This is a genomic window from Owariibacterium komagatae (genome assembly GCF_045865535.1).
Taxonomy (GTDB): domain Bacteria; phylum Bacillota; class Clostridia; order Oscillospirales; family Ruminococcaceae; genus Ruthenibacterium; species Ruthenibacterium komagatae.
Map to the genome: position 1 here is coordinate 3,452,952 of NZ_AP031406.1, position 26,704 is coordinate 3,479,655.

Here is a 26,704-nt window from a genome sequence, read left to right on the forward strand (position 1 = left end):
TTTATTTTGTGCGATGTGCTGCTTCCAAATCCAGCAAAAACTGCTTTAACGAAAGTCCACAGGCATAACCGGTCAAACGGCCGTTTGAGCCGATGACCCGGTGGCAGGGAACCAGGATAATTATCGGATTCACATGATTGGCCATCCCAACAGCACGACAGGCTTTGGGGTTGCCTACGGCTGCTGCCTGCTGTGCATAAGTACGGGTTTCGCCATAAGGAATCGCACACAGCGCATCCCAGCAGGCACGCTGAAAAGGAGTTCCTGAAAGAGAAAGCGGAAGCTCAAAGTCTTTTCGGCGTCCGGCAAAATACTCTTCCAGCTGAATGGAAGCAGTCTGTAAAAGAGGCGTCTGTACCAGCTGCGCACCGGATGGCGCGTCGCCCGGACGCAGCCAGCAAATGCCGCTGTCATCCGCACCCAGTACAAGCCGGCCGACCGGAGTGGAGAGATATTGGATGTTCATCACAGATCAAACAGCAACGTGCAGTAGTCGGGAATGGGCCAGTGCGCCTGCGGAACCTGCAATTCCAGCTCATCGGCAGCACAGCGCAGCGCGGCCATTTCATTGCGGGCCAGCGCGCGGCAACGCTCCGCACGGGCACGTTCACCCAAGTGAGAGGAATCCAGTTCAGCCAGGGCGCGGCGCAGTGCTTCCAGTGCTCCCACGGTCCGGTCGATGGTCACACACAATTTTCCGACACTTGCTTTGGCGCTTGCGCAGGCAAATCCGTTCTGCTCCGTATAATATTCCGCACGGCTCAGGCTGGAAAGATATTCGTATCCGGCGGGAACGATGTGGCGGCCAACCATGGAGACCATTGTAGAGGCATCGATATGAATATGCTTGGCATAGTCCTCCAGCATGATCTCATAGCGCGCGTGGCATTCCGTACTGGTGAATACTTTGGTGCGCTGGAACATTTCCACGTTTTTGGGGTCGATGAATGCACCAGCCGCATCTACCATGGAAGGCAGATTGGGAAGACCGCGGCGCTGTGCCTCGGCGGCCCATTCGGCGCTGTAGTTGTTTCCATTGAAGATCACGCGGCTGTGGTCGTGCCAGGTTTCAGCAATGATCTCATGGACAACCGCTTCGACATCCAGTGCGCCTTCCAATTTGTCCGCAAAGTCATGGAACACGTCGGCCACAATTGCGTTGGTCACGGCGTTGGCAAGGCCGATGCTCTGGCTGGAGCCAACCATGCGGAATTCAAACTTGTTGCCGGTGAAAGCAAACGGAGAGGTGCGGTTGCGGTCTGAATCATCCAGCGCAAGCAGGGGAAGGCTTTTTACGCCCGTATGCAGTTCTCCGCGTGCAGCTTTGGCAAAGGTGTGGCCTTCCGCCAGCTCTTTCAGCAGATTGGTGATGGTATTTCCCAAGAAAATGCTGACAATGGCGGGCGGCGCTTCGTTGCCGCCCAGACGCGCCTCGTTGCCGGGGCACGCGGCGGACATGCGCAGCAGGTCTGCGTACTTGTCAACGGCAGTGATTACCGCGCAAAGAGAAACCAGGAACACAAGGTTCTTTTCCGGTTCTTCACCCGGGTCCAGAAGATTGCGGCCCGTGCTGCTTACAATGCTCCAGTTGTTGTGTTTGCCGGAACCGTTGATGCCTGCGAACGGCTTTTCGTCCAAGAGACAGGCAAAACCGTGGCGCAGTGCCACCTTGCGCATCAATTCCATCATGATCTGGTTGTGGTCACAGGCGATGTTGGCAGTGGCAAAAACGCTGGCCAGCTCATACTGCCCCGGAGCGACCTCGTTGTGCTCTGTTTTGGCAGGGACACCCAGACGCCACAGCTCTTCATCCAATTCACGCATAAAGGCGCGAACACGCTCGTTGATGCTGCCGTAATAGTGGTCTTCCAGTTCCTGACCTTTGGGCGGCAGCGCACCCAGCAGCGTGTGACCTGCTACTTTCAAATCCAAACGCTGATCGAACAATTCCTTATCCACAAGGAAGTATTCCTGCTCCGCGCCTACAGTGGGCTGCACAGATACGCTCTCTGTGTCACCCAGCGCACGCAGAACACGCAGAGCCTGCTTGTTCAGCACCTGCATGCTGCGAAGCACAGGTGTTTTTTGATCCAGTGCCTCTCCGGTGTACGCGCAGAAAGCGGTGGGAATGTACAGGGTGGTTCCCAGTACAAATGCGGGAGAAGTGGGATCCCAGGCAGTATAACCGCGTGCCTCAAAGGTGGCACGCAGTCCGCCGGAAGGAAAACTGGAAGCGTCGCTTTCGCCCTTAGCCAGCATTTTGCCGGAGAAGCGCATAATGGGCTCACCTTCGCGTACGCCGTCGATAAAACTGTCATGCTTGCCGGACCCGGTTCCGGTCATGGGGCTGAACCAATGGATATAATGCGTGGCGCCCAGTTCGATCGCCCAGTCCTTCATCGCCCCGGCAACCACATCGGCTACCTGTGGGTCCCAGGCCTGGTTTTCATCCCGAATTTTGCGCAGACAATCGTATACGTTGCGCGGCAGGCGTTCCCGCATGGTGCGGTCATCGAACAAATGGCTTCCGAACAGGCTGAACGTATCCTTTTCCAATCTTTTTCCCTCTCTCTTCGTCGCTGTGCGCGCAAGGCGCGTTAAGCTGCTTTACACGAAAAATATTTTACCATGATACAAGCGCCCGCACAAGTGAAAAATAAGCGTTCAAAAGTCCCGGGAAATGGACGGAATGCACAGAATCTGCATACAATGATACAATGATGCGAATCAAAGAGGGCGGTTGTTTTGAAGAATAGGAAACAGGAACAATTGGAAATACTGACGGCCTGCAAGCGAACGCTGTTCATGGTCGGTTATCTTTTGTGGGATGAACTGATATTGTCTGTAACCATGGATCTTGGATTTACCTTGGCGAAATGTTTGCTGGCGTTGTGCGGCGGCGCACTTTTGCATGCGTTGGGGGCTTTACCGCAGCGGAAAACAGCTGCTTTTGGGCTTCAAAGTGCGGCTTGCATATGCGTTTCCGTGCTGTATGTGTCGCAGAGTATCTACTTCAGCATTTTTCATACTCCCTATTATCTGAAATCGCTTCTTGGCTTGGGAAAAGCTTTGGAATTTTCAGATGTGGCACTGCGTGCAGCAGCAAAAAACGCAGGGATGCTAACAGTGTTTGCAGTGCAACTCCTTTTGATGTTCACCGTATATCGGAAATGGTTTTGGCAGCGCGTGCAGCGCCCGCCGTGTGCCTTTTCTTTATTGACCGCGATTTGGATGTGCACATTGGCACTTTGTCTGAGTTTGTCCGATGGACGGGAGCCCGTCAGTCCCAGAATGCAGTTGCTTCAGTCGTTCGTACCATCTGCATCTCTAAGAACGTTTGGACTTTTGCCTACCATGGCGCTGGACGTAAAGTTCAATTTTTTGCATCTGATGCAGGAAACACCCAAACCTGTGGAAGATCTGCCGGATGATCCGGTATCCGTATCGTCCCCCGAGACAGTGTGGGGAGAAAATGTTTTGTCCATTGATTTTAATACCGAGGAGACAGATGCGTTTTTTCGAGAGATGAATGCTTGGTTCGGCAGTCGCACGCCGACACAGAAAAATGAGTACACAGGCTTGTTTCAGGGGAAAAATCTGATTCTTCTTACCTGCGAAGGCTTTTCGGACGCGCTGATCGACCCGGTTCAAACGCCTACGCTGCACAAATTGTATTCCGAAGGATTTCGGTTTCACAATTTCTATACGCCCGTGTGGGGCGTCAGCACTTCCGATGGCGAATTTGTAGCCACCACGGGACTGCTGCCGAAAACCGGGGTTTGGAGTTACACAGAAATTGCTGACAACTCCATGCCGTTTGCACTGGGCGTTCAATTTGCAAAGCAGGGCAAACCGGCGTTTGCCTTCCATGGACATGATTACACCTATTACAATCGGGACCGTTCCTATCCGGCAATGGGATATGTCTATTACGGACAGGGAAACGGGCTCGATCTGACCAAGCAATGGCCGGAATCAGATGTAGAAATGGTTGAGGAAAGTCTGCCGTTCTACATTGAGGAAGAGACGTTTCACGTATACTACATGACCATCAGCGGTCATCTGGGGTACACGTTTTCGGGCAATCGAATGGCTTCCAAACACAGAGCGCAGGTGGAAGATCTGCCCTATGGAGAAGAGGTGCGCGCATACATCGCCTGTCAGATGGAACTGGAGGATGCACTGGCACTTCTCGTGAGCAGATTGGATCAGGCGGGGCAGCTGGAGAATACCGTGATTGCGCTGAGCGCAGATCATTATCCTTATGGTCTGACCAATGAACAGTATGCGCAGCTGCGGGGAAGAGAGGCCCTTGCGCCTCCTTTCGAACTTTATGAAAACGGTTTTTTGCTCTGGACACCGGGCATGGAACCGGTGGATGTAGAAGTGCCTTGCTCCAGTCTGGATATTCTGCCAACGCTTTCCAACCTGTTTGGTCTGCCTTACGATTCCCGCCTGATGATGGGAACCGATGTGTTTTCCGGTACTTCCCCCATGGTGTTATTTGCCGATCATAGTTTTATCACAGAGCGGTTCTGTTACGATGCAAGCAGTGGTCAGATTCAGCCTTTGAACGATGCGGTTGTTTCACAAAAGGAAGTGGAGCAGTGCATCCGGGAAATGGAGCAACGTTTTACCTACTCAGCGCGAATCATTGAAACGGACTATTACGGTTACCTTCTACGCAGCGGGCGCATGAAAGAATCTGCGGAAAGTATTCGGTGAACCTTTTAAATGACGGCTCAATATGCTATACTATAACTACTTATGGGATGAAGGAGTGCTGTTTTCGTATGAGTGAAGCGATTACGCAGTTCTACAAGGACTTAAAAGGGAAAAAAGTAGCTTTTATTGGAGCGGGTGTGAGCCATCGGGAATGCATCGAGTTGTTTGCAAAAGCCGGTGCACAGGTAACTTTGTGCGATAAGAAGCCGAATTTGGATGCATTTGGAGCGTTTGGGCCTGTTTTGGAACAGCTTGGAGTGCGCCTTTCTTTGGGAGAAGGGTATCTGGAAGGCCTGAAAGGTCAGGACATGATCATGCGCACGCCCGGTTTTGAATTTTATACACCGGAACTGCAGCAGGCGGCGCAGAACGGTGCCTGCGTGACCAGCGAGATGGAATTGTTTTTCCAGTTGTGCCCCTGCAAAAAAATTGCAGTGACCGGTTCGGACGGAAAGACCACCACCACGACGTTGATTGCGGAGATGCTGAAAAAAGCTGGTTATACGGTGCATTTGGGCGGAAACCTGGGGCGTGCGCTGCTGCCGGTGGTGGAAAAAATTCAGCCGGAAGACTTTGCCGTTGTGGAACTGTCCAGTTTCCAGCTGATCAGTATGCGTCAATCGCCGGAGATTGCGGTGGTCACAAACGTGACGCCCAATCATCTGGACCACCATAAGGACATGCAGGAGTATATCGATGCGAAGCGCAATATCCTGCTGTACCAGAACGAAGCGGGCAAAGCGGTTTTGGGATATGAGAATGACGTGACCCGGGCCATGGCTGCGGATGTAAAGGGAACCTGCAAATGGTTTACCCGCTTTTCCGTGGTGGACAACGGCGGTTTCCTGCGGGAGGATGGCATGCTGTGCATGGCGGAAAACGGACGTGTGACACCCATTGTCCGGAAAGAGGATGTGGGCCTTCGCGGAGAGCATAATCTGGAGAATCTTCTGGCAGCTATGACCGCTGTCTGGGGCTTGGTGGATGTAGCCGATATGGCATATATAGCCCGTACCTTCAGGGGCGTAGAGCATCGCATTGAACCGGTTCGTACCTTGAATGGGGTTCAATGGTTCAATGATTCCATTGCCACCAGTCCTACGCGCGTTATTGCAGGTCTGCGCGCTTTTGATCAGAAGCTGATTATCATTGCCGGCGGTTCGGATAAAGGCATTAGTTTTGCCCCTTTGGCGCCTGAACTGATCGCCCATGTAAAAGTGCTGATCCTGACCGGTGCCACGGCGGACAAGATCGAGGCAGCCGTGAAAGCCGATCCGGGATATGCGGAAAGCGGTCTCGTGATCCGGCGCGCTGCTGACATGGAGCAGGCGGTTCACATGGCCTATGAAGAGGCGAAACCGGGTGACATTGTTTCTCTGTCACCGGCCTGTGCGTCTTTTGACTGCTATCCGAATTTTGAGGTGCGCGGCCGTCACTACAAAGAATTGGTAAACGCCCTTTGATTGAACGGATAGAAGACCGAAACAAGCTTCTGACGGTTTTAAAGCAGGCGCCGTTCTTTGCGGCCGAGATGCGTGCGGCGTGGGATGCCCAGGGGCAGGAGCAGTTTTTTCTGATAGAGGAAAAAGCGGTGCTTTTGCTGCGCGGCGGTTTCGCAATGCTCTATGGTGAGGTGACAGATCGGCCGGAACTGGAAATGTTCCTTCGCTTTCAGAATGTGCTCTGTCTTCAGTCATCCGACTGGGTCCCGGGAGGTTTTGAAGCGCAGGAGCAGTGGATCATGCGTTATCAGACGAGAACGTTGTTGCCGATAAAACCGGACGGATATGTTTTGGAGCGGGAGCCGAGTATGTATCAGGCTGCCCATGTGTGCATTACGCCAGATGTGACGGATACACCGCCGGATTTTTGGGCTGCACAGGCTTGTGCCCGCAGAAATAAATGCGGCGGTGAAATGATGGCGCTGAAGCACAATGGGGAGTACGCAGCGATTGCGGGGATTTTTGCCCAGACAGAAGATCAGGCGTATTTGGCCGGCGTGGTCACTGCAAAGAAACATCGGGGAAGGGGTTGTGCTTCTTATTTGACGGTGTCACTTGCTCAAGAACAGGCTGCGGCCGGAAAACAGGTTTTTCTGGTTTGCGCATCGGAGCTGCGGCCATTTTATAAACGTTTGGGGTTTGTGGAAGAACAGAAAATTCAGCAGAGCAGAAAAACGGAGTGAATGAAATTTTTATGATCGAACAGTTTTACGATTTGTCGCCTGAGCTGCTTCAGGCGGATCAAAAAACACTGGAGCTTTGTACAGAGCCGTTTGCACGTCTGGAAAAAATCAAGGAATACAATCAGCTGAAAATGCTGCGGGCGTTTACGGACTGCGGTGTCGGCGCGCACCATCTGGTGGGAACTACCGGTTATGGATACGACGATGCGGGCCGAATCAAATTGGAAGAGGTGTTTGCCAAAGTTGTGGGGGCGGAGGCGTCGCTGTTTCGCTACAACTTTATGTCGGGCACACATACGCTTACGGTGGCATTGTTTGGCGTTCTTCGGCCGGGTGATACGATGGTGGCGGCAACCGGCCGCCCCTACGATACGCTCTTGGGTGTGATCGGGCTTGAGGGAGAAGGATACGGAAGTCTGAAAGAATGGGGCGTTCACTACGATGAAGTTCCCCTTCTGGCGAACAGCCAGCCGGATCTTGCAGGCATTGAAGAAAAATGTAAAAACGCAAAAATGTGTTATATCCAGCGCAGCCGGGGATATGCGGCGCGCGGTGCGCTGAGTCTTGATCAGATCGAGGCCATCAGCAGGGCAGCAAAACGCGCCAACCCAGAGATCATTGTGATGGTGGACAACTGCTATGGCGAATTTACGCAGATGCAGGAGCCGACCCAGCGCGGAGCGGACCTGATGGCCGGAAGCCTGATTAAAAATCCGGGCGGCGGCATTGCTCCCACAGGCGGTTACATCGCAGGCAGAAAAGATCTGGTGGAAAGCTGTGCACATCGCCTGAGTGCGCCCGGAACCGGCGGCGAGATCGGATGTACACTGGATGTGTTGAGAGAATTGTACTTAGGTTTGTATTATGCACCTGGTGTGGTGTGCGACGCGCTCAAAACAAGCGTCTATGCCAGCTGTCTGTTTGAAGTTCTGGGCTATCAGGCTACGCCGGGATATAAAGAGGATCGAAATGATATCATTACCAGCGTGGAGACGCATTCACCGGAAGGGATGATCGCTTTGTGCGGCGGCGTGCAGGCGGGCAGCCCGGTCGACAGTTATGCGGCTCCCTTGCCGGGGGATATGCCGGGTTATGAGGACCAGGTCATTATGGCGGCTGGTGCCTTTACCATGGGCTCCAGCATCGAACTTTCCGCCGACGGACCGGTTCGGCCGCCGTATACCGTATACATGCAGGGCGGAATCAATTTTCACGCCAGCCGGGCTGGTGTGATGCTGGGGGCCGACCGGATGCTGAAGCTGGGAAAAACTGGCGAAAAACAGGAACGATAAAGGAGAAGGAACATGAAAGTATTCAATACCCTGACCCGTACAAAAGAGGAACTGAAACCGCTTCATGAAGGGGAGTACCGCATTTATGTGTGCGGTCCCACGGTATACAATTTCATTCATATTGGGAATGCGCGGCCTGTGTGCGTGTTTGATACGCTGCGCCGCTACTTGATGTACCGGGGCAATGAAGTGAAATTTGTGTCCAACATTACGGATATCGATGATAAGCTGATCAAACGAGCCGGCGAGGAAGGCGTTTCCATGCAGGAAGTGGCACGCAAGTATGAGGCCGAATTTATCAAAGATTGCGAAGGCCTGAATGTGCTGACGCCCACGGTGCGTCCCCGCGCCACAGAGCATATTCAACAGATTTTGTCCATTGTGTCGGATTTGATTGAGAGCGGCCATGCCTATGTTGCAAAAAACGGAGACGTATATTTCCGCGTGAAATCAGATCAGGATTACGGCAAATTGTGCCATCTGAATTTGGAAGACCTTGAATCCGGCAACCGGGAGCTGCGCCATCAGATGGATGATGATTTAAAAGAAGATCCTGCGGATTTTGCAATCTGGAAAGCAGCCAAGCCCGGAGAGCCCTATTGGGACAGCCCTTACGGCAAGGGGCGGCCCGGCTGGCATATTGAGTGCAGCGCCATGGCGCGGACTCATCTGGGCAATACCATTGACATTCACGCGGGCGGCGAGGATCTGATCTTCCCGCATCACGAAAATGAGATTGCACAGTCTGAGTGTGCCAATGGCTGCACCTTTGCGAATTATTGGATGCACAACGGCTTTTTGAACATTGACAACCACAAAATGTCCAAAAGTGCCAATAATTTCTTTACGGTGCGCGAGCTCAGCGAGGTGTATGGTTATGAACCTATTCGCTATTTTATGCTGACGGGTCATTACCGTAGCCCGCTGAACTATACGGCTGAATTGCTGGCCGATTGCAAGACGAGTCTGCAGCGTTTGTACACCTGCCGGGAGAATCTGGATTTTGCTCTGGAAAATGCTCACGGCAAGGACGAGACACTGAAAGAGAAAGCCGTCGGCGCCAAAGAGAAATTCTGTGCGGCGATGGATGACGATTTGAATACGCCTGCCGCGCTGGGCGCGCTGTTTGATTTTGTGCGTGAGATCAATACGCTGTCCGGCGAGTCCAGCCGGGAGGCACTGGAACAGGCCGCGAAAACCTTTGATGAGCTGACCGGAGTCCTGGGTATTTTGTACAACCGTAAAAAGGACGAAATTCCGCAGGAAATTCTGGATCTGGTGGAGCAGCGTGCACAGGCCAAAAAGGCCAAGGACTGGGCGAAGGCCGACGCCATTCGCGCGCAGCTGACGGAGCAGGGCTATGTGGTGGAAGATACACCCAAGGGACCGAAGGTCAGTCGTGCAAAATGATTTTGATACAAAAGCCAGCGTTAGAAATACGCTGGCTTTTGTTTTGTGATTTTGTCACGGAGAATTTCTTTTTACGGGATATAATAAAAATAGAATCATACAATAAAGCAAAACGAAAAGGAGACGGTGAGTATGGCAATCCAATCTGCAACAGGAAAAGATTTTGAACAAATCGTTTTAACGGCGCAGCAGCCGATTTTGGTGGATTTTTGGGCACCTTGGTGCGTGTATTGCCGTCGAATCGCTCCGGTGCTGGAGCGCATGGACGGACAGCCAGATGTGCCACAGATTGTGAAAGTGAATATTGACGAGGCGCCGGAACTTGCGCAGAAATATCAGGTCGATACGATTCCAACGCTGCTTTTGTTCCAGAACGGAAAACAGGGACAGCCGTTGGTAGCCCCGGGTTCACAGGCGCAGATTCAGGATTGGCTGAAACAGCATTGAGAGGAAGAACAATATGGACGTGAAAAAATATGATGTGGTAGTGGTTGGGGGCGGCCCTGGCGGCTACACGGCAGCGTTGTACGCGGTGCGAGCGGGATTAAGTGCGCTGGTAATCGAAAAATTGTCTGCGGGCGGCCAGATGGCTACAACCAGCTGGATCGACAACTATCCGGGTTTTGACGAAGGAATCGACGGGTTTGAATTGGGCCAGCAAATGCAGCGTGGTGCTGAGCGTTTCGGCGCACAGACGCTGTATGCTGAAGTGACCCAGCTCTTTTTAAACGAGCAGCCGAAGCGAATCAGAACCAGCGAAGGGGAAATTTTGGCGGGCACGGTTGTAATTGCCACAGGCGCGGCTCCCCGAAAAATCGGTTTGCCCGAAGAAGATGCATTTCAGGGACGCGGCGTGGCATATTGCGCCACTTGTGATGGAATGTTTTACCGGGATAAAATCGTGGCGGTAGCAGGCGGAGGAAATTCTGCAGCAGAAGACGCACTGGTTCTGTCCAAGTTGTGCAAAAAGGTGTACCTGGTACACCGGCGTGATCATTTGCGTGCAATGAAAAGTTATCACACGATGCTGGAGCAGGCAGAGAACATTGAGTTTGTCTGGAATCAGAAGATTATTGGACTCGTGGGCGAAGAAAAACTGCGAGGACTCTCTCTGGAAGATACACAGAGCGGACAGCAGAAAGAACTGTCCGTGGACGGTCTGTTTGTGGCGATCGGGCGCATTCCCAATACCGAACTGGTGCGGGATCAATTGAATTTGGATGAACAAGGGTATATTCTGGCCGATGAAACGACCCGAACCAATATTCCGGGTGTGTATGCCGTGGGAGATGTACGCACCAAGCCGCTGCGGCAGGTGGTTACCGCAGTCGGGGATGGCGCAGTAGCGATTAAGTATGCACAGGAGTTTTTGGAGAACAACGGATAAAAAAAGAGGATCTCGCTTACAAAGCGAGATCCTCTTTTTTTCGTTCAATCGTTACACAAGGCTGGAGTCCTCATCGAGACCGCTGTCGCGCAGCTCTGCCTGCTCAGCGGTGGTTTCGTAATCCAAACTTACATCCACATGATTGGCCATGTTTTCCAATGCCTGGGGAACACCGGGAAAATAGCTGGCAATGCATTCGCCGCGCACATGAATCCCGTCGAAAAAATCTGCGCTGGTGGTATTGGGAATGGCATAGGGATTGTAGCTTCCATAAATGGGGATTTCCAGCTTATCCGCAAGCCGGTGCAAGGCTGGTTCCGTGGCGAAAAAGCCTGTATAGTGATCGGATTTTTCCAATGCATTGTCGTACACAATTGGGTGATACGGCGTCAGAACCAGAATGACATTGATATCGCGTTCCTGAAGATAGACGAGAAATTTTTCAAGAATTTCCAGACGTTCTGAATCCGGTTTTTCATACTCTTCCATCCGGAAGAAATTTCCCGTCTGACCAAGGGCGTCCATGTCTACATCCGACTGGTCGCGGTTGCGGTAATCATAAGAATATAAAAGACTTCCGTCGGAGCGCTTTACCTCTGTGGTTTGATGGAATACATCGCCTTCCGCGGGCTGCGGCTTTTTAACCCCGTCTTTTGACTCCATCATATAAGCAATATTCCCCTGAAAATAGCTTAGAGAATAGAGAGCCTGCCATTTTTCATTGGGGTCCTGTTCCTCATACTCGGTGGGGATACCCAGTCGCGTAGACAGAAATTCTGCATAAAGCTGCTTGTTGCTGCGTGCATCTGTGGAGTCCGGGCTGGTATCCAAATACCATGGATCAAACCCGATAATCACCGTCTGCGGCAGTTTATCCAGCCGGTCAAACAGATAAAAGGTACCCAGCAGATCATACCAGTCTGCACCAGTCAGAGCGCAGTTGAACAAGCTTTCTGTTTGCGCAATTTCCGTGTTCATTTGCATAATACGGCTGGAGCCGAGAACAATGGTGTCAGGAGCGGTTTCCATCTGATTGACGATCAGCTCCATCACGTCACGCTGTCGTTCATTTAACTGCTCGTAGCCGACAACATCCTGCCCGGAAAGCAGCATATTGGCAACTTCACGAAGATACTGATCTCCCTGAAAGGTGCCTGAACAGTCGACTGTGTAATTGACCCAAATTACATAAAAGACGATGGGAAGGAATGCCAACGCGCCAAGCAGAAGACGTATACCGGAAAACAGACGACTGAAAGTTGTTTTAAAAAAAGATTTCATTTCGGGCAGCCCTCCTTAGTACTGTTGATAAATGAAAGAGGACTGACCAAAGGCGCCAAAAAAGACAATCAGCAGAACCAGCGCATAATACAAAGGCCAGCGAAGCGGCAGCGGAATTTTACGGATCAGAGATTGAATCGGCATTTGGAAACATTCCAATCCTTCCACCAGGATAAAGCCAAATAAGAGTACCAGCGTGGCGTTCCGGTCAAAGCCCAGTGTGACAAGCGTAGAAGGAACAGCGGCCAGAAGGTCCCATCCGGTAAACAAATGGCTGTAAACGTACAGCGCTTCGGTCAGCACGCCACCGCTGTATGCACCTACGGCAAAAAAGACGATGCAGCTTGTGAACAGCAGATAAGTAATGCAGATCTGGATACATTTGCGGATCGGAGCAAATCGATAAAGAGGGTTGTACACTTCCGCCCGGCGGCGCAGTGTCTGTGTTGCTTTGCCCACACACAGATACAGCCCGTTCAGCAGTCCCCAGACCAAATAGGCGAGGGAAGCGCCATGCCACAGGCCGCTGACCAGAAACACAATGATCTGATTCAAATACTGCCGCAGTTTTCCTTTTCGATTCCCTCCCAAAGGGATATAAAGATAGTCCCGGAACCAGCTTGTGAGGCTGATATGCCAGCGGCGCCACAACTCGATAAAGCTTGTGCTGGCGAGAGGACGGCGGAAGTTTTCCATGACATCTATGCCGAAAATTGCCCCGATGCCGATGGCGATGTCGGTACAGGCCGAAAAATCACAGTACAGCTGATAACTGAATAAAAGGCTGGCAATCAAAAGAACCGGACCGGTATAATCGGCGTAATGAAGATTGGAATAAACCGTGCTCACCATTCCGCCAATGGTATCGGCCAAAACCAGTTTTTTAAAAAAGCCCCATAAAATTCGGAACATACCGCCAGTTACGCGGTTGTAGTCAAATGCGTGTTCTGCCCGGAACTGAGGCAGCATGCGTCCGGCACGGCAGATGGGGCCGGTCATCATGCAGGGGAAAAAGCTGACAAACAAGGCGTAGTCGAAAAGATTGTGTTCCGCCGGAGCACCGCGGTAAACATCGATCACATAGCCCAGCGCGGCAAATGTGAAATAGCTGATACCCAGCGGTACCGCCAGGCTGAACGCGGGAACATGCAGGTTGCCGCCGAACAGGGAAACCAGTTCGGAAAGGCTTTCTCCCAAAAAGGAAAAGTATTTGTAAAAAGCAAGAACACCCATACAGGAAACGGCGCTGAACGCAAGGCAAAGACGGCGCCAAAGAGGTTTTTGCAGGCGTTCAAGTAAAAGTCCGGTTCCAAAAGTAATCAATGTAGCGGATAAAAGTACCGGCAAAAAGGTTGCATTGGACGGATCATAAAGATAGAAAAGATAGCTGCAAATCAAAAGCCCCCCGGTGCGGGCAGCTTTTGGAAGAACAAAGTAGGCAAGACAGGCCCCAAGCAAAAATAAAATAAATGCCAGGGAAATAAAATTCATGCAGCAAAACTCCGTTTCCAATAGAATGCAGAGAGACGTCAGTTCACAGAATCAGAATCTTTCGAAAGTTCCTCCAGTTTCCGCTCCAACTCGCGCACACGATGCTCCAGCAGCGCGTTGTGTTGTGAAAGACGCTTGATTTTTTCCGAAAAACCGGAAACAACGCTGGACAGACTCAGCAGAATCAGCAGAACAAAGGCCAGTACGATCATGAAAACCAGATTGACGGCCATTTCCACATGAAGCAGATCCCGCAAGACCAGCACGATGTAGGGGAACAGGGCGAAAAGCAGCAAAACAAATCCGCTCATAAACCAAATGATGGAATAGCGGACCGTGAGTTTGTTCTTTTTCAAAAGCCAAAGAATCACACCCAGATAGAGCAGAACGCCCACGACCAGGTCCACGCGCAAAAAAAGGCTCAGTCCGGCATTGTTCACAGGCGGTCACCTCTTTCTTTGCGGTTGCTGGTCAGACGAAATACGACCAAAGCAAGACCAACTTTCAGCATATAATAAATGGACTTGAACGGACTGATGGAAGACGTGCCGCCCATGCGTTCCTGCATAATGACAGGGACTTCCCCCACACGGTAGCCATTCAGAACCGCCGAAATGATTGCTTCGGGTTCCGGATAATCCTGCGCATAATGATCGGCAAAATAAGCGGTCAGTTCCCGGCTGCACGCCCGAAATCCGCTGGTTGTATCCAGTACACGCACACCGCATAGAACGCGAATCATGAAACTGAGGATATTGATTCCAAACCGACGCATGAAGCTGGTTTGAAATCCTTCTTTGGTGATGAAGCGGCTTCCGACACACATGTCCAGGCGGCCTTGTGCAACGGGGCTGATTACAGCGTCCAGATAGGCGGGGTCGTGCTGTCCGTCTCCATCCAGTTGGACTGTGATGTCATAGTCATGATACCGGGCGTACATGTAACCGCTTTGCACGCCGCCGCCAATTCCCAGATTGATTGGGAGAGAAAGATAAGAGAAGTTATGTTCCTGACAGATTTCGGCACTTCGGTCTGTGGAACAGTCGTTCACGATCACGTAATCTACCACGTAGGGGAGATCTGCGGTGACGCGCGTCAGCCGCGCGACCACCCGTTCAATGTTGGCCTCTTCGTTGTAACAGGGGATAATTACAAGAACCCTCAAGGTGTCACCTCGTTCGAATCGAAAATAAACTGCTCTAATTTTTTGAGCAGTTTTGAACGGCGAAAATGCTGTTCAAAATAGGCACGGCCGGCCTGCCCCATTGCTGTTCGCTGTTCCGGAGACATTGCCGCCAGAGCCAGAAGATTTTGATACAGAGCATGTGCATCACCAGCCGGACTGGTCAAACCGCAGCCAGCCTCATCCACCACCCGGGATGCCTCTCCGTCCACGGCCACCAGGCAGGGCCGTCCGGCAGCCATATAGCTGGTGATTTTGGCGGGGACGGTCAGTCCCAGCTCGTCGCTTTTGGCAAGAGCGGCAAAAAGTGCATCTGCCATGGTGTGATATGCAGGGATATCCGTTACAGGATGCTGCCCTTCAAATGTAAAATAAGAAGAAAGGTCTTTCCCGCGAATTTCCTCTTCCAGGTTCGTGCGGCTCATTCCATCTCCTACGATGATGAAATGAATATCGGCTCGCTTGTCCTGTCTCAGTTTTTCCGCACATTGCACCAGAAGCCCCAGATCCTGTGCCGGGCTGATGTTTCCGGCAAACAGCACGTTGAAGCGCCCCTTGAAACGCTTCTCCAAATTGGCGTCAAAGACGTCACGGGCGTATAAATCTTCACAATACTGGGGAATGGTTGTCAATTGGGCACGAGGGGCAACTGCCCGCAGCTTTTCTTCCAATGCCGGGGACATCGCAATCAGTTTTTCACAGCGGCGATAATGCCAATGGGATACTTTTTCGGCGATGGTCCGAAGAAGACGATTGTGAACAGGAAGAACCGAGTACAGATTTTCCGGCCAGAGATCCAGCACGTAGCAGGTGAGCGGCAAACGATGAAGTTTTGCGTATAAAATTGCAGGAAACAGCATCAAAACAGGGCTTGTTTCGTAACAGAAAACGGCATCGTATTTCCGGCCATGCAGTCGTGGAAGATTCAGAACTGCCGTGAGGGGATAGGAGATATAATTGAGAAAAATCCGCACAGAAGTGTTGCCTTTGCGTCGAATTTCACCGGCACGGAATATTTCCACGCCATCGTGTGTTTGACGGCGTGGTCCGGAATAGCGGTATCCGTCGAACCATTCCCCTTTGGGGTAATTGGGCAAACCGCACAGCACATCCACTTCAATCTGATCTTCCGTAAATCCACGGCAGATGTCGGCAATGCGAAAATTTTCAGGCCAGTAATGCTGACTGACCACCAGAATGCGTTTCGGCAAACACAAGCCCCTTTCTGAAAAGCAAAAATTTGCCTCAGTGTTTCAACCAAACCGTCTCGTTGACGATTTTGGCATAACTTTGAATCAATTTCACCACTTTGATGCTGACGTTGGTATCCGCGTAGTCTTCTGCCATCACATAGGGCTCGTTGGCGTCACGCATGGCAACGGCCAAGTTCATAGCCTGTTCCACGTCGTGCCCTTTGATGCCGCCGATGACCACACTGCCTTTATCCAAAACTTCAGGCCGCTCGGTAGAAGTACGGATCAAAACGCCGGCAAATCCCAGCATGGCGCTTTCTTCGCTGAGCGTGCCGGAGTCGGAAAGAACACAATAGGCGTTCATCTGAAGCTTATTGTAATCCATAAACCCAAAAGGCTTCATCTCCTGCACCAGGGGATGAAATTGAAAATGCCGTTGTTCAATGTATTTTTTAGAGCGGGGGTGACAGGAATAAATGATGGGCATACCGTATTTTTCGGCAATGTTATTAACCGCGTTCATCAGGCTCATGAAGTTTTCTTCATTGTCGATGTTTTCTTCGCGGTGCGCAGACAGAAGAATGTACTTGCCTTTTTCCAGATTCAGACGCTCAAGGACATCGCTGCGCTCGATGGTTGCCCGGTGCGCATTAAGAACCTCACGCATGGGGCTTCCGGTGACAAAAATGGTCTTTCCGTCAATTCCTTCACTCAGCAGATAACGGCGGCTGTGTTCCGTATAAGGAAGATTGATATCGGAAATATGGTCTACAATTTTGCGGTTGATCATTTCCGAAACATTCCAGTCCCAGCAGCGATTGCCGGCCTCCATGTGGAAAATGGGGATTTTCAGGCGTTTTGCGCTGATGGCCGCCAACGCAGAGTTGGTGTCGCCCAGAACGAGCACTGCCTCAGGCTTTTCTTTGGCCAGCAGCTCATAACTTTTGGCGATGATGTTGCCCATGGTCTCGCCCAGGTCTTTGCCGACTGCGTTCAAGTAGTAATCAGGCTGCCGCAGCTGAAGATCCGAAAAAAAGATATCATTCAGGTTGGGGTCCCAGTTCTGGCCGGTGTGGACCAAAATATGCTGGAAGTATTTATCGCAGCATTTGATGACCTCGGACAGACGGATAATTTCCGGCCGTGTACCGAGAATCGTCATAACTTTCATTTTCTCCATGGGAAAAGCGCTCCTTATACTTTTTCAAAAAAGGTGTCGGGATGCTGAGGATCAAAGGGCTCGTTAGCCCACATTACAGTGACCATCTCTCCGTCGCCCACATTTTCGATGTTGTGTGTATAACCGGTGGGAATATCCACAACTTCCAGTTTTTCACCGGAGACAGGGTAGGAGAGCACCTTGTCTGTGCCGATTTTCCGGAAGCGAATAATGCCCTGCCCTTTGACCACAAGGAATTTTTCATTTTTGGTGTGATGCCAGTGGTTCCCCTTTACGATGCCCGGCCGCGAAATGTTTACGCTGACCTGGCCGCGTTCCGGAGTGCGAAGAAACTCGGTGAAACTTCCGCGTTCGTCACAATGCATCGCAAGCGGGTAGGAAAAGCTGTCTTCGGGAAGGTAAGAAAGATAAGTCGCATACAACTTACGGGAAAAAGCGTCTCCCATATCGGGAACCGCAAGCGTTTTGCGGCTGTCGCGGAATTGTTCGATCTGTTCTGCCAAACGCCCCAGCGTTACCGTGTAAACATCGCAGGTCAAATGACAGAAACCGGGAATCGCACGATCCCGGACCGCGCCCTCTTCCATAGCAGAGATAAAGGTGTGAACAACATCATCGATATAAACCAAAGGCAGGGAATAGGCGGGATCACGTACCTCAATGGGAAGACCATGTGCAATGTTATAGCAGAAGGTGGCTACCACACTGTTGTAAGAGGGGCGGCACCACTTCCCGAATACGCCAGGCAGACGATACACCAGTGCCGGCGCACCAGTGGCGCGTTCATGGGCAAAGAGAAGTTCCTCCGCCTCACGCTTGGATTTGCCGTAATCGTTGTCCAGCTCTGCCTGAATGGAGGATGTGATCAGAACCGGCGCCTGATTGCCGGCCTGAGCCAGAAGATGCAGAAGCTCCTCTGTCAGGCCCCGGTTCCCGGAATAAAATTCACTGGGGTCTTTGGGACGATTGACGCCGGCCAGATGAAAAACAAACTGCGCCTGCCGTGCATATTCCGCCAGCATTTCCTTCGGCGTGTCCAAATCGAACAGCAGCAAATTTTCATAACCGCGATTACGCAGTTCGGCCACCAGGTTTTTTCCCACAAATCCGCCGGAGCCGGTAATCAGGATGCAGCGCGCCTCAGTGCTCAAAGTTATTCAGCTCCTCTTTGATGTAATCCAGCGTCAAAAGCTTGTCCACTACTTCATCTACACTCAGACGGCGCGTGTTGTGACTGGTGTATTCATCGTCCGCCTGCGTATGGACCTTGCCCTCTACAAAATATTTATCGTAATTCAAATCGCGGCCATCTGCGCACACGCGGTAATAACCGCCCATGTCCTCGCTGCGAACGCGCTCTTCCCGCGTCAGCAGAGTCTCGTACAATTTCTCACCATGACGTGTTCCGATAATGCGTGTGCCCGTGTCACCGAACAACTTTTGAACTGCTTTGGCCAGATCGCCGATGGTGGAGGCAGGGCTCTTCTGTACGAACAAATCACCAGGATTCGCATGGGCAAAGGCAAAGCCCACCAAGTCCACGGCCTCATCCAAACTCATCAGGAACCGTGTCATATCCGGATCGGTGATGGTAATGGGCTTGCCTGCTTTGATTTGCTCCACAAACAGAGGAATGACACTTCCGCGGCTGGCCATAACGTTGCCATACCGGGTGCAGCAGATAGTCGTATCTTCCGCTTTGACGGTGCGGGCCTTGGCCCCAATTACTTTTTCCATCATCGCTTTGGAGATGCCCATGGCGTTGATGGGATAAGCGGCCTTGTCCGTGGAAAGACAAACTACTTTTTTTACACCGGCTTCAATAGCGGCCGTCAGTACGTTGTCCGTTCCGATGATGTTGGTGCGCACTGCTTCCATGGGGAAGAACTCACAGCTTGGCACCTGCTTCAGGGCGGCGGCATGGAACATGAAATCCACTCCGCGCATAACGCTGGTCAGGCTGCGGGGTTCACGCACATCGCCAATATAAAATTTGATCTTACCGGCCAGCTCCGGGTATTTGAGCTGGTAGTCGTGCCGCATATCATCCTGCTTCTTTTCGTCGCGGGAAAAAATGCGGATCTCCCGGATGTCACTTTGCAAAAAATGCTTTAAAACAGTATTGCCGAAAGAACCGGTGCCGCCGGTAATGAGCAAGACCTTATCTTTAAAATACGTTGAATCCATTGAGAACCCTCCATAATGATATGCGGATTTTGGAAAATACCAGTGCAATCTGTATTATTGTAACATAAAGAACCCTTCATTCCAAGGGCTTGACCGTTATTCAGTAAAGCTGAAAAAAGCTTTCGCCCTGGAGCGGGAAGAACTCAGCAAATTGTACTGAAGACAGCTGTAATCCTGCAGAAGAGGAATGTCCAGTGAGTCATCTACCAGTTCACCCTGCGCATCCAGTGTTCCAAACTTGGAGACTACGGGATATTCGTCCATTACATCACTCAAAAATTGCTGCCATCCGGTCTTGGGAAGGCCGGCAGCGTCCATCAACACCGACTGAAGGAAGGAAACAGAAATAATCTCTCCGTCTTCAGGAAGATTTTCTTTTTCCAGGTCGTAATTGGCCCAAACTACGTAAGGAGTGAGGTGAGTCGGCAAAGAGGAGTTGGGTTCATCAGAGCAGACATCGTATATAAAGTCGGTTTCGATTGCAGGGAAATGATCGCCGAACATTACGATCAAAGTCGGCTCGTCCACTTCGCTGTAGTACGATGTCAACTCCTGGAAAGCGTCATCGCTGAGCCGCGCAAGATTCAGATATTGCGTTGCCAGAGGGTAGTCACCGGCAGGCGAGAGAATCCGAATGGGCTCATCAAAGTCCTCATAGTCATAGCCGCCATGGTTTTGAATTGTGACAGCAAACAAAAACAACGGTTCGCTGGTTTGCTGGGCTAGTTCTTCCAGCGAGGTGTAAAAACTGCTGTCGGTGGCAAGTCCGCGCAGATTGACGAGTCCGCGCAGTTTGGAAATATCATAGAACTCGTCAAAACCCAGACGCTCGTAGGCACGGTCACGGTTCCAGTTTCCGGCCTGCGCAGGATGAGCAGCAATGGACGTATAGCCCAGTTCGCTCAGGACACTGGGGAGAGACGGCGTTTCGCGCAGTACGTGGGTGGCGTAAGGGGCAGTGGCGTAATAATCCCGGTCGCTGATTCCGGTGAGCGCCTGGAATTCAGAGGTGCTTGTCCCGCCGCCGGATGCCGGAATCTGTACATACCCGGTCAAAGCATTGGACTGACCGGACAGACTGTGCAGATAGGGAAGAATCGGCTGACTGGTGAGAAGTTCGCCGTTCGCCTCAAAATCCGCCAGCGATTCGTTCATGATAAAAATAATGTTCGGCATTTGATCCGTTTCGCTGGTTGCATCATAGCGGGATGAGATTTCTTCAATTCGGGCCGAAGAATACCCATCGGGCTTTGAGAGAAACATTGAACGGGCATTCTCAACAAAATGCACCACAAATCCGTTTTGCTGGTTGGCAGAAGTAGGATCCCAGGCGTTGGTGGGGACCTGAAGGGCAATGCATCCGCCCGTAGTGTTCAGGATCATCAGAAATGCGAGAGAACCGCCCAGCCCTGCCAGGCGCATTCCTGCATGAAGAAAGGCTTTTCGTGTGATAGGACGGCCCGCTACCATATAGGCAATGGCACAAACACACAGCGTCATTGCACCGGACCAGAGAAGAACCGGGTCCGGTCCGATTTCATATTGTCCCATCACGTTTGCTGCAGTGGTGGCTGCAAAAAGGTCGGTCGGCATGACAGGCGTACCGCGAAAGCGCAGTGTGAAATAGTTGACTACACTTCCAACGGTGAGCAAAACACTGACAAAACAGATACTGAAGAAAGGAGAGCCGGTGGGGGCATACAGCAAAAGGTACAGGCAAATATAGGTGATCAGATTGACCAGAATCGGAGCGGGATCCATGTAAAAAATTCCGCCCGAATTGTTCAGGTTCTCCACGGCGCACAGTGCGAAAAAGGCGCACAGAACACCATTGAACAGAATCATGACAATCAAAGAAGGTCTGCGCCCGCACCAGATGATATCGCCCAGCAGACTGAACATTGCCACGATCCATGCGATGGCCATGAGGATAAGCGGCAAATAGTAGAGGGAGTAGTCAAGAGAAGCAGTAGTGATGGAAAAATCAGCAGCAAAGGCTCCGTCATCCGTTTCAAAACAAGAGAACTCTCCCTCTTCGACGGGATGAACGGAAACACGCATACCTGGAGTGTTTCCGGTATAGTAAGCGTCACAGGAAATGCTCAGCGTGTAGGTGACATCGGGCTGCAAAAGCTGTTCTACTGTCAGGAAGTAGTAATGCCAGTATTCTCCTACGGAAAAATGCGCCTGCAAATCGAGGACCTCGGAAGCCAGAACCTCGTCTTCGCGGGAAAGGGTCATTGTATACTGAGGCCAGTCATCGTTGGGGTCCGTGCTGTCCGGCGCCAGGCAGACGCCGACCTCTTCCAGATAGGGCTGCTCGTCCGGGACGGTGAACTCGTATTCAAGTGTGAAATTTTTTGACAAATAAGGGCTGACCGGAGCGCCGCCCTCAACCAGGTCTTCCTGTGTGTCCAGTTCGTCCACAGCGGCTGCAAGCATGTCCGGCGAAAGGCACAGCCAGACACATGCGCCGACACATAAAACAGTCAGCAGAATCGCAAAAGCGATTCGCACGGGATTACGTGTCAGGTGAAGGTGGAACAATGGTTGCATGGGATAAAGACCTCCGAAAGAACAATTATGATGTTTTATTCTATCACAAATTGTCGGAAATGAGCAAAGCAATATGAAAAATATCTTCCGGAGGTACGTCGGCGGCACATTGACCTGGCGCATTTTTTTTGATACCATCATAGCAGCAGAAAAGAAAAGAGGGAGATTATGCAGGCATATGAAAGACTTCTTGAATATGTGAAAATTTATACGACCAGTGATCCGCAGTCGGGTGCACATCCTTCCAGCGAACGCCAGCTGGATTTGGCACACATGCTGGTGAAAGAGATGAAAGAACTTGGCCTGAAAGACGCGCATGTGGATCAATACGGCTATGTGTATGGAACGCTTCCGGCAACGGCGGGATGCGAAAAAGCACCGGCGCTTGGGTTGGTGGCTCACATGGATACAGCACCTGGTTTTTCCGGTGAAAACGTCTGCCCGCTGCTGCATGAAAATTACGATGGAACAGACGTGACCCTTCCGCACGGCGGTACAGTATTAAAAGTGGACGAGTTTCCGTTTCTGGCGGAGCACAAAGGGGAAACGCTGATTACCGCAGATGGTTCCACATTGCTTGGCGCGGATGATAAAGCGGGTATTGCTGAGATTTTGACGGTTTGTGAACGAATTCAGCAGGATCATTTGCCTCATGGCAAATTGTGCGTGGCTTTTACGCCGGACGAGGAGATCGGAGAGGGAGCATCCTTGTTTGATGTGGAGCATTTCGGCGCGGATTTTGCTTATACCATGGATGGCGGCGCTGTGGGCGGTGTGGAGTATGAAAACTTCAATGCGGCCAGCGCGGAAATCGAGATCCAAGGGGTATCCGTGCACCCGGGAAGCGCAAAGGATGTGATGGTCAATGCGCTCTTGGTGGCTTGCGAACTGAACAGTATGCTTCCGGCAGATGAGACGCCTGCGCATACGGATGGATACCAGGGATTCTTCCACCTGGATGGCTTGACGGGGACAGATGCGCATGCACGCATGGGATATATTGTGCGCGATCATGACCGGGAAAAATTTGAGGCACGCAAGCGCCTGTTGGTTGAAATTACGGATAAGCTCAGCGAAAAGTACCCGAAAGCGGTTATTCGTTTGAAACTGCACGACAGCTATTACAATATGGCCGAAAAAATTGCACCCTGCATGCATTTGATTGAAAATGCAAAAAAGGCTACACGCGATGCAGGTGTGGAACCGTGTGTGGAACCGATCCGCGGCGGTACAGATGGCGCAACGCTTTCCTATATGGGTTTGCCGTGCCCCAATCTTGGAACCGGTGGATATAATTTCCATGGCCCGTATGAGTGCATTACCGTGCAGAGCATGGAGAAAGCAGTGGGCGTTCTTTTGAATCTGGTGAATATTTACAGCAAACCATTGGGGGAGGAATAAGCAGTATGACCAACATTTGGCATGACATCAGTCCGGCCCGGATTAATCCGGATGATTTTATCGCGGTCATCGAGATCGAAAAAGGTTCCAAGAAGAAATACGAGTTGGATAAGGAAACCGGCCATATCATTTTGGATCGTATTTTGTATACTTCCACACATTATCCGGCCAACTATGGCCTGATTCCCCGCACCTATGCAGATGACGGGGATCCGCTGGATGTGCTGGTCCTCTGCAGTGAAACCATCGCGCCTCTGAGCCTGGTGCGGTGTTATCCGATCGGCGTTATCACCATGCGTGACCAGGGGAAACTGGATGAAAAAATCATTGCCATTCCCTTCGAGGATCCCATGTACAATGGATACCGCGACATTTCGGAACTCCCCAGCCACATCTTCTCCGAAATGCGGCATTTCTTCAGTGTTTATAAAAATCTGGAAGGTAAGGAAACGGTCGTGGATGAAGAACAGGGCCCGGATGAGGCACGTGCTATCATTCAGAAGTGTCTGGATGCATATATCAATCGCTTTTGCCGCTGAGCGTTCGTCCTTGCATTCTGCTTCAAAACAGGGTATACTGTATTAAATAAAGGAAGAGGAGCGTTTTGAAATGAGACATGGCGGAGCCTTTCGTTTGACTGGTTTGATCTTGGGGATCGTCAGTGCTGTGGTCAGTATTGCTGCAGTTGTGTTCAGCGTTGTGGGGCTTATCCTTGCAAAGCGTCCGGTGATGCCTCGTGTGCGCTTGGACAGAAAATGATGTGAACATAAAAGCCGGGTAAGCGCCCGGCTTTTTTTGAGCGAAAGAGAGGAGACCACGAATGCGAATAGCAGAGCCGGTTCTTCCTTTGCAGATGGAGAGTGCCATTTCGCTGGAAGAGGCGCTGAGTATGGCACAAAGCGATGAAAGTGCGCTGGAAGCTTATCGCTTCTGCACGGGCAGTGCTGCCGGATGGGTGCTTGAAAAGGGAGAATACAAAGCGTGTTCGTTTTTGGGCTGCCGGCTGACGGGGGCGCATCTGTCCAAAAGCTGGCTCCGGGACGTGGTGTTTGAACGGTGTGAACTGTCTGGCCTTCGTCTGATGGAAAGTACATTGCAGCGCGTACGTTTTGTAAATTGTAAATTTTCCGGTGCAAATCTGGCAGGAGCGTCTCTTCAGGATGTTTTGTTTCAAAACTGCACGGCTGATGGGCTGATGCTGCCGGAAAGCCGTCTGAAAAATGTTGTTTTTGAAGATTGTAATCTTCAGGAGGCGTCTTTTTCTACGTTGGGAAAGAAGTCGAGTTTTTGCTTTGAACGCTGCGACCTGCGTGCGGTGGATTTCTTCAGGACATCGCTCAACGGGATAGATCTCACCAGCTGCGAGATTGATGGGATTCGCTTGGAAGGCCCAGAGGTGCGGGGAGCAATCGTCACGGCGCTGCAGGCCTGTGATTTGGCAAAACTTTTGGGTGTTGTGATTAAATCCTGAATGGAGGAGAACAATGAAAGAGTATCTTGAGGCGGGAGAGTTTGTCACCACGCACGGCGTAATGGGAGAATTGAAATTGTATCCCTGGTGCGATGATGCGGACTTTATTACGCAGCTTCCGCGTCTTTTTCTGGGACGAAACGGGGAAAAAGAGCAAAAGGTTTTATCAGCTCGCGTCCATAAAGGAATGTGCCTTGTTAAATTGGAAGGCGTGGATTCGATGGATGCAGCACGTGCGCTTGTTCGGAAAATTGCCTATTTTTCGCGAGTGGATGTACAGCTGCCGGAAGGGCGTTTTTTTGTGCAGGATATCATTGGATGCAAGGTGCTGGATGCGGATACGAAACAGGAGTACGGCACAGTGACGGATGTCACACATCCTGCAGCCAGCGATGTGTACGAGGTGAGGAATGAGCAGGGGGAGGTATTCCTGTTCCCGGCAGTGAAGGAGTTTTTGGGGGAATTGAAACCGGAAGAGGGCTTTATCACTGTGCGGCCGATTGCGGGGATGTTTACGTCCGGCGGAGGAAACGACGATGAGGATTGACGTTGCGACACTCTTTCCGGAAATGTGTGAACGGGTGATGAGTGAAAGCATCATCGGACGTGCGCGCCGACGCGGTCACATTGAGTTTTGTGCCCACCAGATACGCGATTATACGCTGAATCGTCAAAAACAGGTAGATGACTACCCTTATGGAGGCGGTCATGGCATGATCATGCAGGCGCAGCCCATTTACGACTGCTGCCAGGATGTGATCCGGCAGGTGGAACAGGCGGGACATGCGAGGCCCCATGTGGTGTTTTTGACAGCGGCAGGGCAGCCGTGGAACGAAGAACATTGCAAGCGTCTGGCAACGTACGACAGTCTTTTGCTGGTATGTGGCCATTATGAGGGGATTGATGAGCGTGTCATCGAAGCGTTGGCAGATGAGGAGATCTCCATTGGAGACTACGTGCTCACCGGCGGAGAGTTGGCTGCACTGGTGGTGGCCGACAGTGTGTTTCGTTTGTGTCCGGGTGTCCTCTCCAGTCCGGAAGGGTATGAAGAAGAGAGTTATTACAGCGGGCTTTTGGAATATCCGCAGTACAGCCGCCCGGAAGAGTGGAATGGGCGCAGTGTGCCGCCGGTTCTTTTGTCCGGCCATCACGAAAATATTGCGAAATGGCGAAAAGAACAGGCCCTGGAACGAACACGGTCGCGCAGGCCGGATTTGTATCGGGAATATCAGAAAAAAGTCAATGGCGAAAATTCATAAAGAAACAAGAGAACGATTGTATAATTCGCCTATGTTGTTGAAAACTAACTGGTGAAGATGCACAAACACGGCCGGATGAGTAAGCCCGTTTAAAGGCATAGTTGCAAAAATTATCGGATTGCGTCCGAAATTATTGACGTTTTGAAAGTTTTTGGTATACAATAAGGACAAAGGCACAAGATACATGATAAGGAGCGTTTGCTATGTTTGTGAAAGAAGTAACTGTGGAGAATCAGGTCGGCTTGCATGCACGTCCCGCTACTTTCTTTATCCAGAAAGCTAATGAGTTTAAATCTTCTATCTGGGTGGAGAAGGAAGAGCGTCGAGTCAATGCAAAGAGCCTTCTGGGTGTTCTGTCTTTGGGCATCGTGGGCGGTACTACGATTCGCATTATTGCTGACGGCGCTGACGAGCAGGCTGCTGTTGAAGGCTTGATTAAACTGGTGAATTCCGGTTTCAGCGAATAAATTTTGATGAAACATAAAATGCGCTGCCTGGTAATT

The 26,704-nt window shown here is 51.3% G+C and carries 25 protein-coding genes; 14 read left to right on the forward strand and 11 right to left on the reverse strand.

Annotated features, from left to right (window positions below):
* Window position 1: 1 nt before the first annotated feature.
* Window positions 2-466 carry a methylated-DNA--[protein]-cysteine S-methyltransferase gene (locus tag ACKTS9_RS17260; protein ID WP_349215247.1) on the reverse strand — a complete coding sequence of 155 codons (465 nt, stop codon included), beginning with the start codon at window positions 464-466 and terminating at the stop codon, window positions 2-4.
* Window positions 466-2,556, reverse strand: a complete 2,091-nt coding sequence (locus ACKTS9_RS17265) for a glutamine synthetase III (RefSeq protein ID WP_407881899.1) — start codon at window positions 2,554-2,556, stop codon at window positions 466-468. Before ACKTS9_RS17265 ends, ACKTS9_RS17260 begins: the two co-directional genes overlap by 1 nt.
* Window positions 2,557-2,745: 189 nt before the next feature.
* Between ACKTS9_RS17265 and ACKTS9_RS17270 the strand changes: the two genes are divergently transcribed.
* The 7 genes from ACKTS9_RS17270 to trxB all read left to right on the forward strand — a co-directional run bounded on the left by ACKTS9_RS17270 (window position 2,746) and on the right by trxB (window position 10,999).
* Window positions 2,746-4,725: an LTA synthase family protein gene (locus ACKTS9_RS17270; protein ID WP_407881901.1), complete on the forward strand. Its 1,980-nt coding sequence runs from the start codon at window positions 2,746-2,748 to the stop codon at window positions 4,723-4,725.
* Window positions 4,726-4,793: 68 nt separating this feature from the next.
* Complete coding sequence (gene murD, locus ACKTS9_RS17275) at window positions 4,794-6,188, forward strand: UDP-N-acetylmuramoyl-L-alanine--D-glutamate ligase (protein ID WP_407881903.1); 1,395 nt, start codon at window positions 4,794-4,796, stop codon at window positions 6,186-6,188.
* Window positions 6,185-6,910 (forward strand): GNAT family N-acetyltransferase, encoded by a 726-nt coding sequence (locus tag ACKTS9_RS17280; RefSeq protein ID WP_407881906.1) that lies wholly within the window; start codon window positions 6,185-6,187, stop codon window positions 6,908-6,910. Before murD ends, ACKTS9_RS17280 begins: the two co-directional genes overlap by 4 nt.
* Window positions 6,911-6,921: 11 nt before the next feature.
* Window positions 6,922-8,202 (forward strand): aminotransferase class I/II-fold pyridoxal phosphate-dependent enzyme, encoded by a 1,281-nt coding sequence (locus ACKTS9_RS17285; RefSeq protein WP_349215252.1) that lies wholly within the window; start codon window positions 6,922-6,924, stop codon window positions 8,200-8,202.
* A gap of 12 nt (window positions 8,203-8,214) precedes the next feature.
* Window positions 8,215-9,612 carry a cysteine--tRNA ligase gene (gene cysS / locus ACKTS9_RS17290; protein ID WP_349215253.1) on the forward strand — a complete coding sequence of 466 codons (1,398 nt, stop codon included), beginning with the start codon at window positions 8,215-8,217 and terminating at the stop codon, window positions 9,610-9,612.
* Between the two features lie 132 nt (window positions 9,613-9,744).
* Complete coding sequence (locus tag ACKTS9_RS17295) at window positions 9,745-10,059, forward strand: thioredoxin family protein (protein ID WP_349215254.1); 315 nt, start codon at window positions 9,745-9,747, stop codon at window positions 10,057-10,059.
* Window positions 10,060-10,072: 13 nt separating this feature from the next.
* Window positions 10,073-10,999 carry a thioredoxin-disulfide reductase gene (gene trxB / locus ACKTS9_RS17300; RefSeq protein WP_349215255.1) on the forward strand — a complete coding sequence of 309 codons (927 nt, stop codon included), beginning with the start codon at window positions 10,073-10,075 and terminating at the stop codon, window positions 10,997-10,999.
* A gap of 51 nt (window positions 11,000-11,050) precedes the next feature.
* Here the strand turns inward: trxB and ACKTS9_RS17305 are convergent, their stop codons facing one another.
* From ACKTS9_RS17305 to ACKTS9_RS17345, 9 genes are all read right to left on the reverse strand, one after another.
* A complete protein-coding gene (locus tag ACKTS9_RS17305; protein WP_407881910.1) occupies window positions 11,051-12,280 on the reverse strand; it encodes a hypothetical protein in 1,230 nt (409 codons plus the stop codon).
* A 15-nt stretch (window positions 12,281-12,295) separates the two neighbouring features.
* Window positions 12,296-13,771 (reverse strand): MBOAT family O-acyltransferase, encoded by a 1,476-nt coding sequence (locus ACKTS9_RS17310; RefSeq protein WP_349215257.1) that lies wholly within the window; start codon window positions 13,769-13,771, stop codon window positions 12,296-12,298.
* A gap of 38 nt (window positions 13,772-13,809) precedes the next feature.
* Complete coding sequence (locus ACKTS9_RS17315; RefSeq protein ID WP_349215258.1) at window positions 13,810-14,211, reverse strand: DUF2304 domain-containing protein; 402 nt, start codon at window positions 14,209-14,211, stop codon at window positions 13,810-13,812.
* Window positions 14,208-14,936 (reverse strand): glycosyltransferase family 2 protein, encoded by a 729-nt coding sequence (locus tag ACKTS9_RS17320; protein ID WP_349215259.1) that lies wholly within the window; start codon window positions 14,934-14,936, stop codon window positions 14,208-14,210. The genes ACKTS9_RS17315 and ACKTS9_RS17320 overlap by 4 nt, the downstream gene beginning before the upstream one ends.
* A complete protein-coding gene (locus ACKTS9_RS17325) occupies window positions 14,933-16,165 on the reverse strand; it encodes a glycosyltransferase family 4 protein (RefSeq protein ID WP_349215260.1) in 1,233 nt (410 codons plus the stop codon). Before ACKTS9_RS17325 ends, ACKTS9_RS17320 begins: the two co-directional genes overlap by 4 nt.
* A gap of 34 nt (window positions 16,166-16,199) precedes the next feature.
* A complete protein-coding gene (gene wecB, locus ACKTS9_RS17330) occupies window positions 16,200-17,327 on the reverse strand; it encodes a non-hydrolyzing UDP-N-acetylglucosamine 2-epimerase (protein WP_349215261.1) in 1,128 nt (375 codons plus the stop codon).
* Window positions 17,328-17,341: 14 nt separating this feature from the next.
* Complete coding sequence (locus ACKTS9_RS17335) at window positions 17,342-18,478, reverse strand: NAD-dependent epimerase/dehydratase family protein (RefSeq protein WP_349215262.1); 1,137 nt, start codon at window positions 18,476-18,478, stop codon at window positions 17,342-17,344.
* Window positions 18,468-19,514, reverse strand: a complete 1,047-nt coding sequence (locus tag ACKTS9_RS17340; RefSeq protein ID WP_349215263.1) for a polysaccharide biosynthesis protein — start codon at window positions 19,512-19,514, stop codon at window positions 18,468-18,470. Before ACKTS9_RS17340 ends, ACKTS9_RS17335 begins: the two co-directional genes overlap by 11 nt.
* A 96-nt stretch (window positions 19,515-19,610) precedes the next feature.
* Entirely contained in the window at window positions 19,611-22,070 is a 2,460-nt protein-coding gene (locus tag ACKTS9_RS17345; protein WP_407881915.1) for an LTA synthase family protein, read from the reverse strand.
* A 168-nt stretch (window positions 22,071-22,238) separates the two neighbouring features.
* Here ACKTS9_RS17345 and pepT point away from each other — a divergent pair, with 168 nt between their 5' ends.
* The 7 genes from pepT (at window position 22,239) to ACKTS9_RS17380 (ending at window position 26,668) form a co-directional block, all read left to right on the forward strand.
* A complete protein-coding gene (gene pepT / locus ACKTS9_RS17350; protein WP_349215265.1) occupies window positions 22,239-23,471 on the forward strand; it encodes a peptidase T in 1,233 nt (410 codons plus the stop codon).
* 5 nt (window positions 23,472-23,476) lie between these two features.
* Window positions 23,477-24,010 carry an inorganic diphosphatase gene (locus ACKTS9_RS17355; RefSeq protein WP_349215266.1) on the forward strand — a complete coding sequence of 178 codons (534 nt, stop codon included), beginning with the start codon at window positions 23,477-23,479 and terminating at the stop codon, window positions 24,008-24,010.
* Between the two features lie 70 nt (window positions 24,011-24,080).
* Window positions 24,081-24,230 carry a hypothetical protein gene (locus ACKTS9_RS17360; RefSeq protein WP_349215267.1) on the forward strand — a complete coding sequence of 50 codons (150 nt, stop codon included), beginning with the start codon at window positions 24,081-24,083 and terminating at the stop codon, window positions 24,228-24,230.
* A 61-nt stretch (window positions 24,231-24,291) separates the two neighbouring features.
* On the forward strand, window positions 24,292-24,942 hold the full coding sequence (locus ACKTS9_RS17365; RefSeq protein ID WP_407881918.1) for a pentapeptide repeat-containing protein: 651 nt from the start codon (window positions 24,292-24,294) through the stop codon (window positions 24,940-24,942).
* Window positions 24,943-24,955: 13 nt separating this feature from the next.
* Complete coding sequence (gene rimM / locus ACKTS9_RS17370; RefSeq protein WP_407881920.1) at window positions 24,956-25,489, forward strand: ribosome maturation factor RimM; 534 nt, start codon at window positions 24,956-24,958, stop codon at window positions 25,487-25,489.
* Window positions 25,479-26,201 (forward strand): tRNA (guanosine(37)-N1)-methyltransferase TrmD, encoded by a 723-nt coding sequence (gene trmD / locus ACKTS9_RS17375; protein WP_349215270.1) that lies wholly within the window; start codon window positions 25,479-25,481, stop codon window positions 26,199-26,201. The genes rimM and trmD overlap by 11 nt, the downstream gene beginning before the upstream one ends.
* 203 nt (window positions 26,202-26,404) lie before the next feature.
* Window positions 26,405-26,668, forward strand: a complete 264-nt coding sequence (locus ACKTS9_RS17380; protein WP_009324587.1) for an HPr family phosphocarrier protein — start codon at window positions 26,405-26,407, stop codon at window positions 26,666-26,668.
* Window positions 26,669-26,704: the final 36 nt, after the last annotated feature.

Excerpts from the sequence above, each read along its gene's own strand:
- ACKTS9_RS17260 (WP_349215247.1), bottom strand. The coding sequence starts at position 466 with ATGAACATCCAATATCTCTCCACTCCGGTCGGCCGGCTTGTACTGGGT.
- murD (WP_407881903.1), top strand. The coding sequence starts at position 4,794 with ATGAGTGAAGCGATTACGCAGTTCTACAAGGACTTAAAAGGGAAAAAA.
- ACKTS9_RS17285 (WP_349215252.1), top strand. The coding sequence starts at position 6,922 with ATGATCGAACAGTTTTACGATTTGTCGCCTGAGCTGCTTCAGGCGGAT.
- cysS (WP_349215253.1), top strand. The coding sequence starts at position 8,215 with ATGAAAGTATTCAATACCCTGACCCGTACAAAAGAGGAACTGAAACCG.
- ACKTS9_RS17295 (WP_349215254.1), top strand. The coding sequence starts at position 9,745 with ATGGCAATCCAATCTGCAACAGGAAAAGATTTTGAACAAATCGTTTTA.
- trxB (WP_349215255.1), top strand. The coding sequence starts at position 10,073 with ATGGACGTGAAAAAATATGATGTGGTAGTGGTTGGGGGCGGCCCTGGC.
- ACKTS9_RS17305 (WP_407881910.1), bottom strand. The coding sequence starts at position 12,280 with ATGAAATCTTTTTTTAAAACAACTTTCAGTCGTCTGTTTTCCGGTATA.
- ACKTS9_RS17310 (WP_349215257.1), bottom strand. The coding sequence starts at position 13,771 with ATGAATTTTATTTCCCTGGCATTTATTTTATTTTTGCTTGGGGCCTGT.
- wecB (WP_349215261.1), bottom strand. The coding sequence starts at position 17,327 with ATGGAGAAAATGAAAGTTATGACGATTCTCGGTACACGGCCGGAAATT.
- ACKTS9_RS17340 (WP_349215263.1), bottom strand. The coding sequence starts at position 19,514 with ATGGATTCAACGTATTTTAAAGATAAGGTCTTGCTCATTACCGGCGGC.
- ACKTS9_RS17345 (WP_407881915.1), bottom strand. The coding sequence starts at position 22,070 with ATGCAACCATTGTTCCACCTTCACCTGACACGTAATCCCGTGCGAATC.
- pepT (WP_349215265.1), top strand. The coding sequence starts at position 22,239 with ATGCAGGCATATGAAAGACTTCTTGAATATGTGAAAATTTATACGACC.
- ACKTS9_RS17355 (WP_349215266.1), top strand. The coding sequence starts at position 23,477 with ATGACCAACATTTGGCATGACATCAGTCCGGCCCGGATTAATCCGGAT.
- ACKTS9_RS17360 (WP_349215267.1), top strand. The coding sequence starts at position 24,081 with ATGAGACATGGCGGAGCCTTTCGTTTGACTGGTTTGATCTTGGGGATC.
- ACKTS9_RS17365 (WP_407881918.1), top strand. The coding sequence starts at position 24,292 with ATGCGAATAGCAGAGCCGGTTCTTCCTTTGCAGATGGAGAGTGCCATT.
- rimM (WP_407881920.1), top strand. The coding sequence starts at position 24,956 with ATGAAAGAGTATCTTGAGGCGGGAGAGTTTGTCACCACGCACGGCGTA.
- trmD (WP_349215270.1), top strand. The coding sequence starts at position 25,479 with ATGAGGATTGACGTTGCGACACTCTTTCCGGAAATGTGTGAACGGGTG.
- ACKTS9_RS17380 (WP_009324587.1), top strand. The coding sequence starts at position 26,405 with ATGTTTGTGAAAGAAGTAACTGTGGAGAATCAGGTCGGCTTGCATGCA.